The sequence below is a fragment of the Aquirufa sp. Wall-65K1 genome, from assembly GCF_054558475.1.
The window spans coordinates 310501-323637 of the sequence record NZ_JBPXKD010000004.1 but is presented as its reverse complement, the minus strand read 5'-3'; the positions used below and the strand labels follow the sequence as shown (position 1 = coordinate 323637).

16 protein-coding genes are annotated in these 13137 nt (G+C 39.8%); 11 read left to right on the top strand and 5 right to left on the bottom strand.

Going from position 1 to position 13137, the window contains the following annotated elements:
* Window positions 1–4: 4 nt before the first annotated feature.
* The 3 genes from ACST15_RS08800 to ACST15_RS08790 form a co-directional block, all read right to left on the bottom strand.
* A complete protein-coding gene (locus tag ACST15_RS08800) occupies window positions 5–859 on the bottom strand; it encodes an FKBP-type peptidyl-prolyl cis-trans isomerase (RefSeq protein WP_459454281.1) in 855 nt (284 codons plus the stop codon).
* 118 nt (window positions 860–977) lie between these two features.
* Window positions 978–1841 (bottom strand): FKBP-type peptidyl-prolyl cis-trans isomerase, encoded by an 864-nt coding sequence (locus ACST15_RS08795; RefSeq protein WP_459454280.1) that lies wholly within the window; start codon window positions 1839–1841, stop codon window positions 978–980.
* 52 nt (window positions 1842–1893) lie between these two features.
* Window positions 1894–2922 (bottom strand): DHH family phosphoesterase, encoded by a 1029-nt coding sequence (locus ACST15_RS08790; RefSeq protein WP_459454279.1) that lies wholly within the window; start codon window positions 2920–2922, stop codon window positions 1894–1896.
* A 72-nt stretch (window positions 2923–2994) separates the two neighbouring features.
* Here ACST15_RS08790 and ACST15_RS08785 point away from each other — a divergent pair, with 72 nt between their 5' ends.
* Complete coding sequence (locus tag ACST15_RS08785) at window positions 2995–3414, top strand: nucleoside-diphosphate kinase (RefSeq protein WP_459454278.1); 420 nt, start codon at window positions 2995–2997, stop codon at window positions 3412–3414.
* Here the strand turns inward: ACST15_RS08785 and ACST15_RS08780 are convergent, their stop codons facing one another.
* Complete coding sequence (locus ACST15_RS08780; protein WP_459454277.1) at window positions 3415–5073, bottom strand: ArnT family glycosyltransferase; 1659 nt, start codon at window positions 5071–5073, stop codon at window positions 3415–3417. It abuts the gene before it with no gap.
* Window positions 5051–5686 carry a phosphatase PAP2 family protein gene (locus ACST15_RS08775; RefSeq protein ID WP_459454276.1) on the bottom strand — a complete coding sequence of 212 codons (636 nt, stop codon included), beginning with the start codon at window positions 5684–5686 and terminating at the stop codon, window positions 5051–5053. Before ACST15_RS08775 ends, ACST15_RS08780 begins: the two co-directional genes overlap by 23 nt.
* A 62-nt stretch (window positions 5687–5748) precedes the next feature.
* Between ACST15_RS08775 and ACST15_RS08770 the strand changes: the two genes are divergently transcribed.
* The 10 genes from ACST15_RS08770 to rpsB all read left to right on the top strand — a co-directional run bounded on the left by ACST15_RS08770 (window position 5749) and on the right by rpsB (window position 13131).
* Window positions 5749–6324, top strand: coding sequence for a YceD family protein (locus tag ACST15_RS08770; protein ID WP_459454275.1), 576 nt, complete (start codon window positions 5749–5751; stop codon window positions 6322–6324).
* 22 nt (window positions 6325–6346) lie between these two features.
* Window positions 6347–6535: a 50S ribosomal protein L32 gene (gene rpmF / locus ACST15_RS08765; protein ID WP_459454274.1), complete on the top strand. Its 189-nt coding sequence runs from the start codon at window positions 6347–6349 to the stop codon at window positions 6533–6535.
* A gap of 128 nt (window positions 6536–6663) precedes the next feature.
* On the top strand, window positions 6664–7608 hold the full coding sequence (gene plsX, locus ACST15_RS08760) for a phosphate acyltransferase PlsX (protein ID WP_459454273.1): 945 nt from the start codon (window positions 6664–6666) through the stop codon (window positions 7606–7608).
* Between the two features lie 21 nt (window positions 7609–7629).
* Entirely contained in the window at window positions 7630–8631 is a 1002-nt protein-coding gene (locus tag ACST15_RS08755) for a beta-ketoacyl-ACP synthase III (RefSeq protein WP_459454272.1), read from the top strand.
* A 15-nt stretch (window positions 8632–8646) separates the two neighbouring features.
* A complete protein-coding gene (efp, locus tag ACST15_RS08750) occupies window positions 8647–9210 on the top strand; it encodes an elongation factor P (protein ID WP_459454271.1) in 564 nt (187 codons plus the stop codon).
* 67 nt (window positions 9211–9277) lie between these two features.
* On the top strand, window positions 9278–9748 hold the full coding sequence (accB, locus tag ACST15_RS08745) for an acetyl-CoA carboxylase biotin carboxyl carrier protein (RefSeq protein ID WP_459454270.1): 471 nt from the start codon (window positions 9278–9280) through the stop codon (window positions 9746–9748).
* Window positions 9749–9796: 48 nt separating this feature from the next.
* Window positions 9797–11140 carry an acetyl-CoA carboxylase biotin carboxylase subunit gene (gene accC, locus ACST15_RS08740; RefSeq protein WP_459454269.1) on the top strand — a complete coding sequence of 448 codons (1344 nt, stop codon included), beginning with the start codon at window positions 9797–9799 and terminating at the stop codon, window positions 11138–11140.
* Window positions 11141–11367: 227 nt separating this feature from the next.
* On the top strand, window positions 11368–11811 hold the full coding sequence (rplM, locus tag ACST15_RS08735) for a 50S ribosomal protein L13 (RefSeq protein ID WP_109322237.1): 444 nt from the start codon (window positions 11368–11370) through the stop codon (window positions 11809–11811).
* A gap of 39 nt (window positions 11812–11850) precedes the next feature.
* Window positions 11851–12240 carry a 30S ribosomal protein S9 gene (gene rpsI, locus ACST15_RS08730; protein ID WP_109322236.1) on the top strand — a complete coding sequence of 130 codons (390 nt, stop codon included), beginning with the start codon at window positions 11851–11853 and terminating at the stop codon, window positions 12238–12240.
* Window positions 12241–12321: 81 nt separating this feature from the next.
* Window positions 12322–13131 carry a 30S ribosomal protein S2 gene (gene rpsB / locus ACST15_RS08725; RefSeq protein WP_459454268.1) on the top strand — a complete coding sequence of 270 codons (810 nt, stop codon included), beginning with the start codon at window positions 12322–12324 and terminating at the stop codon, window positions 13129–13131.
* The last annotated feature ends 6 nt before the right edge of the window (window positions 13132–13137 follow it).

The window sequence follows — 13137 nt, the reverse complement described above, 5'->3', positions numbered from 1 at the left end:
ATAACTACTCATTAATTTTGGCTAAATATACTTCAAACATCAAGGGGGTATAACCCGGAATACTTCCTGATCCTGCTTGACCGTACCCCAAGGTAGAAGGGAAAACCAAGATAGCCTTCTCCCCCAATCGCATTTTCTCGATACCTTTTTGAAAACCTTTTACGGTTTGTGATCCTCCAATGGTTACTGAAAGACTGTCTGTTTTCAACATATTACCGTCAAAAGCTACACCATTTAAAAAACGGCCTGTATATTTCACTTTGACGACTTTACCGCTGGCAGCTAATTCCCCAGTACCTTTAACTAATTGTATAAATCGTAAACCATCCTCGGTGGTTTCAGTGACATTATAACCACGAGCAGCTATAAATTCATTGATATTATCAGCTTGTGAACGTACTTTATAGGATTTAATCGTCACTCTCATAGGTGTGTAGGCAGGTAAACCCGGAAACTCCTGGGCCGTTCCTGGCAATGCCAATACCGCCTGTTCTCCTTCACGAAGAAATGCCATCAAGCGGCTAAATACTGGATTCGTAAATCCATAAAGATAGACAAATGGAGCATTGTTTTTACGATCAGTACTGTCTAGGACCTGACCTGTAACCAAGTTAGCAAATTCAAAGTGTACGGATAAGGTGTCCCCTTTAGTGGCTAATTCGCCGCTTGGATTTGTTTTAGTGAGCACATAATAGGCTCCGTTTTCCATGGCGGTTGGACTTTGGCCCAATTTAGTAAAATAGGCAGTAATCTGAGCTTGATTTTCTTTGGCTCTAATTTCATCCACTAATTCCACATTGCTTAAACAAGCCCCCAAACCCAAAGTCAAAGCCAAAAAAGCACTAATTCTAACAAACATTCGATTGACCATCATCATATAGATTCACTAATTCACTCAATTTTATTCCATTTTAAACGAATATGATATCCGATTCGTATGGAACAAAGAAGTAAGGGGACCGAAATCCCCTTAAAATTTATTTTTTGTTCAATAACTCTACTTCAAATACCAATACTGAATTGGCTGGAATAGGACCACGCTCTTGATCTCCATAACCTAAAGCTGAAGGAATAACGAAGATACCTTTTCCACCTTTTTTCAATAAAGTTAATGCCTCGTTGAAACCAGGAATCATTTGACCTAATGGCATTTCAGCAGCACTTCCTTTATCAAATTCTTTACCATCAACGAAAGATCCACGGTAGTTTACAGACCAAGTCTCTCCCATTTTAGCTGAAGCTCCAGCACCTGGATTAAGTATAGCATAATACAAACCGGAAGCTGATTTCTGGAAATTCTTACCTGATTTAGCCACATAGTCAGCTATCACCTTTGGCTCTTGAGCCAATTTTCCAGCCGCCGCTTGCTTGTTAGCAGCCGCTTCTTTTTCCATTTCTTTTTCAAACTCTGCACGTGATTGTACTTTTAATACCTTAACTGTGTATTTCAAATCTGAACCAGGCTTCAAGAATGGAGGAAGTGGCGCTTGAATGTTTTTAGTCAAACTATCGATCGGAACTAAGATAGTAGCACTATCTCCTAAGGCCAATAAACGTAATCCGTTTTCGAAAGTACCTTTGAATGAACCAGGAGCGTTATTCGGAGCTTGAATCATTCCTTTACCTGGCTTACCTTCTTTGTAAGTATCCTGTAAAACAGAATCTGTTGAATTTTTAATCACTAAACCAAAAGTAATGATGTCTCCATCCTTCAGTTTTTTGGCTTTGTCGTCATGACTGTGAAATTGAATTTTTACGCCATCGATAATCTCGACTTTGTTTTGATTACATGCAGACAAAAATACGACTGCGGATAAAAGACCAATGAGTTGTTTACGCATGATTGTTTTGTTGAGACCTGAGTCTGTTATAGATTGTTTTAGATTGTTTCGTTTATAAATTTTTAACTCGATTTATTTCAGAAAGATACAAAGGTAACACTTCTTGCAATTTTTCCTTCGCCCCTTCGATGGAGCTAGAAGAAAATCGACCACCTGAGGCATTTTTGTGACCACCTCCTTCAAAATATGTAGAGGCAAATTCATTGACAGCAAATGGTTCGATGGACCGAAAAGATAATTTAATACCATCAGGACGCTGTATTAATAAAATAGCCCAAATTGCCCCAGCTATTTGTAAGCCATAGTTTACGATACCTTCCGTATCTCCGGCTTGGGAATTAAATTGCTTTTGATCCTCCTCTGTGATCCAAAGTAAGGCCAAATGGTATTCAGGTAGATAATCCAAGCGGTTGGCTAACACATGGCCTAAAAATCGCAAGCGGTCCAAACTAGCCGAATCAAATATTTTTCGATGAACGGCATTGGTATTAACCCCTTTCTGAATCAATTGAGCTACCACCTCATGTACATGGGCTGTCGTGTTGGGATGGCGAAAAGAACCTGTATCCGTCATGATACCAGAATACAAGCAGGCACCCATGGATTCATTTATGTAGGCATCATGTCCCCATTCTTGAATCAAATCAAAAATTAATTCACATGTGGAAGCGGCGCTTGTCCGGTGATAATAATAATCACCAAAATCCTCTGGATTGAGGTGATGATCAATCACTACTTTTTTCCCACGAGCCGCTTTAATTAAATGACTCAGACCATGCAAACGTTGCATACCTGAAAAATCCAAACAAAAAACGAAAGCCGCTTCTTGAATGATTGCTTCAATTTGTACTCGATGTACCGTATCTTCAAAATTAAGTATGTCCTCCGATCCTGCCATCCACTTTAAGTTGGCAGAAACCGCTGAAGGAACGATAACACGGACATCAACACCCAGCTGAAGCAAATAATTTTGCCAAGCTAATGAAGAGCCAATGGCATCAGAATCAGGATTAAAGTGCGTCGTGATGACTGCCTTAGTACCAGGAAGTAATTGTGCTTGAAGCGCCGAAATGGAAGACATAAATTTGATAATGCGCCATAATAAATTTGGGCGTTCGCAAAGTTAAAGATAAATTTGATTAAAAATTTTACTATGCCTACAAATCGCACCTTTACTATGATCAAGCCTGATGCTGTGGCAGATGGCTTTACAGGACCCATCATTCAGCAAATTGAAGCAGCTGGTTTTAAAATCTTGGCTCTTAAAAAAGTACAATTAAATAGTGAAGAAGCTGGTAAATTTTATGCTGTTCATGCAGAAAGACCTTTCTACCAAAGCTTGTGTGATTATATGAGTTCAGGAGCCATTATCCCGATGATTCTTGAAAAAGAAAACGCCGTTGAGGATTTTCGCAAACTGATTGGCTCTACTAATCCAGCGCAAGCAGCCGAAGGAACTATTCGCAAACAGTTCGCCAGATCCCTGGAATCCAATGCCATTCATGGTTCTGATTCCAATGAAAACGCCGCCATAGAAGGTTCATTTTTCTTTTCTGAAAAAGAACTTATCTAATTATTTGTGCTTAAAGAATAAAAAACCATTCTCTTCTTTCATGAAGGTAAGATGTGGGTGATATCGCATGGCATCATCCACATCATTTTTCATGACAAAGTAAGTAGGTCTATCCACACGGTCATTCTTAATCAGTGTTTCTCCATCTGGAGAGCCTTCTGGCTTTTGGAAATACAGGAGGTGAGCGAATGACTTAAAACCAACGGTTTCTATGTACACCTTTTGACCTACTTTAGATTCATAAAAATCTATCACAGTAGCCTGCGTATATCCTTCAATTTTTGGAACCACTACCGCCATGTAAACCATGATGATGGCAATTCCCGATATCATTAAACCATAAATACGCTTAGGAATTAGGGCCCCTTTCTTGGTTATCCAATACAAAATAGCCAAGGCAAATGCCAATCCTATGCCTATTTCAAATCCCGACCAATAAACAGGAGCTTGTAAATTTCCTTGAACAAATTTATCCTCAATGTAAGGAATGAATTCAAAGGCATGAGATCCAATGTAGGGCACTAAGGATAAAATTAATGAAAACAACAAACCTATGACAAGCAGCCCGATGCTGTGAATTCTTTTCCAAGAACTGAAGCCCGATTCCCAATCGCATAAAACTCGGGCAGAAAAAAAGCTCAATGGAATCCAACACATGGAAGAATAATGAACAATTTTAGTCTTAACTAAACTAAATAGAATTAACACGACCCAAAATAATATTCGAAACCAAAGGCTCAAATCTCGCTCATGCTCCGTAGCTAAATTAATTTCAGATTTTCGGGAAATCAATGGACTTATCGCCCAAATGGAATTAGGAAAACAGCCTAATATTAATACGATGGCATGGTAATAAAAAGGCTGGCCATGTCCTGCATCGCCGGTAGTTAAAAGCCGAACTTGGTAAGCAAAAAAATCAGCAATAATGCCAGTTCCAAATTTTAAGGCAATGATTCCGTACCAAGAGATAAAGAAAATAATAGCAATGATACTAACCCAGGTTAGCGCTTTCAACCAAGCAAAAAGTCGGCTCCATTCTTTTCGATTCAAAACGAGATAAACCACAGCGGTTAATCCCCAAATCAACAAGGCAACCGGACCTTTAGTTAATAAAGCTAGACCGATAAAGCAGGCAGAAATAACTAATTCCTTTGTGGCAAAGTCTTTCCAAAAAGATTGAATTAAAAAATATACACCCAAGAAAATCAACAAATTAAATAATGGATCAATGATGCCGGAACTAGCATACACATGAGGAGTAATGGCCGCTAAATACGAAAATGCCCATAAATGACCCATTTTAGGTGAAAAATGCTTCACTCCTATTCGATATAAAGTCAATAAAGTGGCAATTCCAATCAATGCATTAGGAAAGCGGGCGGCAAACTCCATGCTAGTCCAAGCCTGGTCTGTAAATATCCCAAAGAATTGAAAACTTAAGGCTTGCAACCAGATAAACAAAGGTGGTTTTTCCCAAAATGGCTTAAAATTAATTTGAACACTGAGGTAGTCCCCCGTTTTAATCATTTCTCTGGCCGACTCCGCAAAATTGATTTCATCCCAATCAAATAAATGGCTCGCCCCAAGAAAAGGAATATACACCAAGGCCCCGATAAAGAACCAAAAAAGGTAAGGTCTACGCAGCAGGATTGGACTCATGAGGCATTTTTTTATAGATGGTCAAATAATATAGGATAGCTGAACTCATTACCCCAATGATGGCCCCAACCGCGGTATCTATGGGAAAGTGTTGAAAAAGATACACGCGCGACAAAGCGACACCTGCGGCCATGCAAGCCATGAGAATACCCCAGCGAGAAGATTTGATTATCAAGGCCATCCAAAAAAACATAAACCAGGCAGCTGCGGTATGTCCGGAAGGCATACTATTAAATTCATTGATAAATACCCCGGGTACGGTATACCATGTATAGCTTTCATCTCTAAAATAAGCGAATGGCCTTAAACTACCTTCAAAAACAAAATGCTTAAGTCCCTGAGTGATGAGCGTGGATAATAGATAAGATGCTAAATAGGGTAAAACCCATTTTCGCTGTTTAATGTATAGAAATATGGCAAAAAGCAAAGGCAGGAATACCTCTGCTAAACTGGTGAAAAACCGAAATACTAGGTCTAAAATGGGTTGATGCCACTCATTAATCCAGCGCACTTGATCAAATCGCTGAAAGGCTAAGGAATAAATCCAAACAATGACTTCGAAGAACAGCCAAGTCCGTATAAAAGATCGAATGGAGGCGGGTAGTTGATTCATGAATTCAAAGGTCGTAAGATTTTATCAAATTGTTCCAGCTTAACCTTGCTGTTTCCAAAAAAATGACTAATTTTGCAATCCTTTTTACCCGAGAGAACATGAAAGTATTGGATGCCTATCAGATACCCATCATTTCCTTAGAAGATAAATCGTACCGATATAGCTTTGAGGGCGGAGATGAATTTTTTAAGGCTTTTGAGCAGGAATGGGTACAAAAAGGCAAGTTTCAGGCAGAGATAGAGTTAAATAAATCTGCTACCATGATCCAGGTTTTGATGAAGATCAAAGGCCATTTGAATTTAATTTGTGATCGATCCAATGAGGAATTTGAGTTCCCCATGGATATTCAGGAAAAGTTAATTTACAAATACGGGGATCATTTTGAGGACTTGGGGGATAATCTGTTTTTAATTGACAGAAAAGAACCAAAACTTGATTTATCGCAGGATTTATATGATTTCATAGCCTTACAGGTGCCTATGAAAAAATTACATCCTAGGTTTGTTAAACCAGAAGATGAATCAGCTGAAAACGAATTTTTATATACCACAGCCAAGGAAACCGATATTCCTAAAACAGAGGAAGAAAGCATGGATCCACGCTGGGCAGCATTAAAAAAATTAACAGACAATAATTAGAAATTAATTCAATTTACATACAATGGCACATCCTAAAAGAAAGATTTCAACCACACGCCGTGACAAAAGACGTTCTCACGATTTTAGCACTCCAAGACAATTAGCTGTGGATAGCCAAACAGGAGAAACTCATTTATTCCACCGTGCCCACGTTCACGAAGGAAACTTATTCTATAAAGGAAAGATGATCGTAGAAGGTTATTCTTCTTAGTCTTATTTCTCTTTATCAAGGAAAACAACTTATTTTTGCCTCAAGCGAAAATATCCCGTTAAAATGCTATTTTTTGACTAAATTTAATACTATTTTTGCCTCAAGCTTTAGTAATTAAACATAATTAGATGAAAATAGCGGTCGACGTGATGGGTGGAGATTTTGCTCCGAAAGCAGTAATAGAGGGTATACTTTTAGCGCTTCCAAGTCTTTCCAATAATGAAATAATTCTAGCTGTAGGTCCTCGTGATACCATCCAAGCTATTTTGGATGAACATCAATATACTGGAACGCAAATCCAAATCATTCACGCAGATCAGGTGATTGAAATGGGTGAACACCCTACCCGAGCTTTATCCCAAAAACCCAATTCCTCTATCGGAATTGGGTTTGGTCTTTTAAAGGAGGCCAAAGCCGATGTCTTTGCTTCGGCAGGAAATACAGGAGCCATGATGGTGGGATCCTTATTCTCCGTAAAAACCATTGAGGGTATACAAAGGCCAGCCATTGCTGGTTTTGTTCCTCAGACCAATGGAAAATACGCCGTGATGCTGGACATTGGTGCCAACGCGGACTGTAAGCCAGAAATGCTTGAGCAGTTTGCCTTGTTAGGTTCCGTGTATTTTGAAGCTACTACTGGCATTAAATCCCCTCGCGTAGGCCTCATCAATATTGGTGAAGAAGAACAAAAAGGTTCTATTTTGGCCCAGGCGACTCATGCTTTATTAAAAGCGAATACAAACATTAATTTTATCGGTAATATTGAAGGAAAAGATTTCTTCAAGGGAAAAGCAGACGTTATTGTAACGGACGGCTTTACGGGAAACATCATGTTAAAAATGGGGGAATCCATTTATAACATCATGAAGGACCAAGGGATGACCAATGAATTTGTTGAAAATACCAATTACGAAAAATACGGAGGTAGTCCCATCATTGGAATCAATGGCAACGTGATCATCGCACATGGTGCATCGAGTCCGCTAGCTATTAAAAATATGATTGGACTATGTAAGTCCGTGGTGGAATCGAAAGTCTACGAGAAAATCAAGGGCATCATCGAGAACAAATAAAAAAGTTTAGGTTAAAGAAACATGACCCATAAAATAAACGCAGCCATTACCGGAGTAGCAGGATATGTACCGGACTATGTGTTGACCAACGAAGAATTAGAAAAGTTAGTCGAAACTAACGACGAATGGATTACCACTCGTACCGGAATCAAAGAACGTAGAATTCTCAAAGGCGAAGGCTTAGGAACTTCTTTCATGGGAGCCAAAGCTGTCACTGAATTATTGAAGAAAACGAATACGAAACCAGAAGAGGTTGATTTATTAATTTGTGCTACGGTTACCCCAGACTATTTTTTCCCGTCTTGTTCCAACTTGATTTGTAAATCAGTGGGTATTCGCGAAACGGCGTCTTTTGATTTAGCTGCTGCTTGCTCGGGCTTTTTAAATGCTTTAGGAACTGGTACTGCCTTCATCGAATCAGGCCGTTACAAAAAAGTTGTGATAGTGGGTGCAGATAAAATGTCGGCCATTGTAGACTACACAGACCGCACTACTTGCATTCTTTTTGGAGATGGAGCCGGTGCCGTGATGTTGGAACCTACAGAAGATGGTATGGGGGTTCAAGATTTTATTTTAAAATCAGACGGAGAAGGTTGTGAAAGTTTGATGCAAAAAGGAGGTGGAAGTGCTTATCCTCCAAGTCATGAAACCATCGACCAAAAACTACATTATATCCGCCAAGAAGGTCAATCTGTTTTCAAATTCGCGGTGACGCGCATGGCAGATATTTCTGCAGAAATCATGGAAAGAAATCAATTGACAGGAGATGATATTGCCTTTTTGGTACCTCATCAGGCCAATAAGCGCATTATTGATGCTACGGCGAACCGCATGAACATTGGGGAAGATAAAGTGATGTTGAATATCCATCGATATGGAAATACCACAGCAGCCACCATCCCATTATGTCTTTGGGATTATGAAAACCAATTGAAAAAAGGAGATAATTTAATTTTAGCAGCTTTCGGTGGAGGCTTTACCTGGGCGTCTGCTTATGTGAAGTGGGCTTATAATCCGAAATAATTTTACATTACATACATGGCAACTACAGCAGACATTAAAAATGGAATGGTTATCAAATACAATGATGACCTATTTTCCATCGTCGAATTTTTACACGTTAAACCAGGAAAAGGACCAGCTTTCGTTCGCACGAAATTGAGATCCTTAACTTCTGGTAAAGTGATTGATAATACTTTCAACTCAGGGGTAAACATTTATCCAGTTCGTGTGGAGAGAAGAAAATTCCAATTCATTTATAAAGATGAATATGGATATAACTTCATGGACAATGAATCATTTGAGCAAATCTTGTTAAATGACAACCTCGTGGTGATGGCAGATTTAATGAAAGAAGGTCAAGAAGTAGAAATCTTAATTAATACCGAGAATGATGAGGCTATTTCTTGCGAATTACCTCCATTCGTGGAATTAAAAGTAACTTACACAGAACCTGGTGTTCGTGGAGATACAGCTAACTCGCCCAAAAAACCCGCTACCGTAGAGACAGGTGCCACCATTACCGTACCTATCTTTATTGAACAAGACGAAGTTATCAAAGTAGATACGCGTACTTACGCCTATGCGGAAAGAGTAAAATAAACAGCTTATCTCATTTTTATTACATTTGTACCATAAGCACAAGCAGGTAAACCTAATACTATCAAGAATGGACACCAAAGAAATACAGCGATTACTAGATTATATCGCAAAATCACCTCTAGCAGAGGTTAGTATTGAAACTGAAGGATTAAAAGTTTCTGTTAAAAAACATGGAGAAGCTGCACCAAGTGTACAAGTAGTTCACAGCCCAGCTCCTGCAGCTACGCCTGCACCGGCAGTTGCCGCGGCTGCACCAGCCGCTCCAGTGGCAGCAGCACCGGCTCCAGTAGCAGACAATTTATATACAGTAAAATCACCTATGATTGGAACCATTTATTTAGCTCCAGGGCCAGATAAAGGTAATTATGTAGAAGTTGGATCGAGCATCGAACCTGGTAAAACGGTTTGTATGATTGAGGCAATGAAATTATTCAACGAGATCGATGCGGAAGTATCGGGTAAAATCGTGAAAATTTTAGTGGATAATGCCACACCTGTTGAATTTGACCAACCCCTTTTCCTAGTAGAAAAAGCATAATATAAGCTCCGCCTGCAAAAGGCTTTAGAGCGCCAAAAAAGAATTACTATGTTTAAAAAAATACTCATTGCGAATCGTGGGGAGATAGCCCTTCGAATCATTCGTACCTGCAAGGAAATGGGCATCAAAACGGTGGCTGTTTTTTCCACAGCAGATCGCGACAGTTTGCATGTTCGTTTTGCGGATGAGGCGGTTTGTATTGGCCCCCCTCCCAGTAAACAATCTTATTTAAGTATCCCTGCCATTATTTCAGCCGCTGAAGTTACCGGTGCTGATGCCATTCACCCAGGTTATGGCTTTTTATCTGAGAATGCAGAATTTTCTCGCATTTGTGAAGAACATGGAATCAAATTTATTGGAGCTTCGGCTGAGATGATTAATTCCATGGGAGATAAAGCCACGGCAAAAGATACCATGAAAAAAGCTGGGGTACCCGTGATTCCTGGTTCAGATGGTCTCTTAGATACCGTCGAGGAAGCCATAGAATTAGCCAAAAAAATTAAATACCCTGTTATCATCAAAGCCACTGCTGGTGGTGGTGGACGCGGTATGCGTATCATCCGTGAAGAGTCTGAATTTGCTAAACTTTGGGATGATGCTAAAATGGAAGCTGCTGCAGCCTTTGGAAACGATGGAATGTACATGGAGAAATTCGTGGAAGAACCTCGTCATATTGAGATTCAGGTAGTGGGCGATAAATTTGGTACTGTATGTCACTTATCAGAACGTGATTGCTCCATTCAAAGACGTCACCAAAAATTGTGTGAAGAGACACCATCTCCTGCCTTAACAGACGACCTGCGTACTCGTATGGGTGCAGCGGCAGTGGCGGGTGCTGCGGCTATCAAATATGAAGGAGCTGGAACCATTGAGTTTTTAGTAGACAAAAATGGAGACTTCTATTTCATGGAAATGAATACACGTATTCAGGTAGAGCATCCTATCACGGAAGAAGTAACCGATTTTGACTTAATAAAGGAGCAAATTAAAGTAGCAGCTGGTATTGCTATTTCAGGGCAGAATTACTTCCCTAAATTATATGCTTTAGAATGTCGTATAAACGCGGAAGATCCTTCCAATGGTTTCCGACCATCTCCTGGTAAAATCACCAACTTACATTTACCCGGTGGACATGGAGTACGTATTGACTCCCACGTTTACTCTGGCTATACCATCCCTCCTAATTATGATTCCATGATTGCGAAGGTGATTGTAAGCGGACAAAGCAGAGAGGAAGTTTTACTACGAATGAAACGAGCGCTTCAGGAATTTGTGATTGAGGGAATTAAAACGACCATTCCTTTCCACATTAAATTAATGGATGACCCAGGTTTTCAATCGGGTAAATTCACCACAGCCTTTATGGACAGCTTTGATTTAAGCAATTTATAGGCCCTGATGGAGACATTCAAAGAAGGAGGCGAAGGCCTCCTTTTTTGTTTTCAGGCATATATTTTTATTTTTTGATATCTCGCTTGGATATTAGTCTTTGAATTTCTAAATTTGCACTCCCATTTTTCGATTGAATGCCCGTTTAGTTGCAAAATAGGTCATAATCAAATCCTTAAGACAAATTCCGTGGTCTTTATGGTGCGATTCAACAGTTAAACAATACTATAGTGGATACTTTAAGTTACAAAACCATCTCCGCCAATAAGGCTACAGTACAGAAAGACTGGGTGGTGGTAGATGCTGAAAATCAAGTTTTAGGACGTTTATGTTCTGAAATCGCAAAAATTATTCGTGGCAAGCACAAGCCTTCATTCACTCCACACGTAGATTGTGGTGATAATGTCATTGTGATCAATGCGGAGAAAGTTCGCTTGACAGGAAAGAAAATGACTGACAAGGTGTACATCCGTCACACAGGATATCCAGGTGGACAGCGTTTTGCTACTCCACGTGAGGTGTTAGTTAAGAACCCACGCGGTGTGATAGAATCTGCGGTGAAAGGTATGTTACCAAAAAATCGTTTAGGACGTGAATTATTCACTAACCTATTTGTATATGCTGGTACTGAGCACCCTCATGCAGCTCAACAACCAAAAGAAATAAAGTTTTAACGGACAATATGACCCAAAAATAGGTCAATCCTCAATCAAATGGCAGAATTAACAAGCAAAATCGGTAGAAGAAAGACGGCAATTGCCCGTATTTCAATGACCCCTGGTAAAGGCCAGATTAAAATCAACGGCCGTACGATGACTGATTACTTCCCATCTGAAATTCTTCAGATTGTCGTTAATCAGCCTTTCGCATTAACCAACACATTAGGTTCTTTTGATGTAACCGCCAACGTAGATGGTGGTGGAATCAAAGGACAAGCTGAAGCTTTACGCTTAGCTATTTCTCGTGCATTGCAAACGCAAGACTCGGAATTACGTTCACCTTTGAAAAAAGAAGGTTTCCTAACGCGTGACCCACGCATGGTAGAACGTAAGAAACCAGGTAGAAGAAAGGCGCGTAAGAGATTCCAATTCTCTAAGCGTTAATCCCAAATTGCGTGGAAAGGGCTTGTCTGTTGCCGATGCCTTTTCCACATTTTTATTTTTCCTCATTCTTAAACTCAAAAAATGGCACAATTAAGCTACAATGAATTATTAGATGCAGGTGTACACTTTGGACACCTTACCCGTAAGTGGGACCCGAAAATGGCTCCTTACATCTTCATGGAGAAGAACGGGATTCACATCATCGATCTTAATAAAACTCTTTCTTGTTTAGACGAAGCTACTGCAGCTATGCGTGCTATCGTTCGTTCTGGTCGTAAGATCATGTTCGTTGCTACTAAAAAGCAAGCACAAGAAGTGGTATCTGCTGAAGCAGAAAAATTAAAGATGCCTTACGTAACCGATCGTTGGTTAGGTGGTATGTTGACTAACTTCGCGACTGTACGCAAGTCTATCAAGAAGATGTCAAGCATCGACAAAATGTTAAAAGACGAAGTAATCGTAAAAACTCTTGCTAAGCGTGAGCGTTTAATGATGACGCGTGAAGAAGAGAAATTGAAGCGTGTATTAGGTGGTATCACTGAATTAACTCGCCTTCCAGCAGCTCTTTTTGTGGTTGACGTTAAGCGTGAGCACATTGCAGTAGAAGAAGCTAAAAAATTAGGTATCCCAGTTTTTGCTATGTGCGATACTAACTCTAACCCAGATTTAGTTGATTTCCCTATCCCTGCAAATGATGATGCTTACAAATCAATTGCTGTTATTACAGCTGCTATTGGTAAAGCTATCGAAGAAGGTTTAGCTGAAAGAAAACAAGATAAAGACGATGCTCGTTTAGCTGAAGAAGAGGAATCAAAGCGTATTGCAGATGAGGAATCACAAGAAGCAGCTAAAGTAGCCGCTAAGTACGAAAAAGAAGCAGAACAAGAATAAACATAT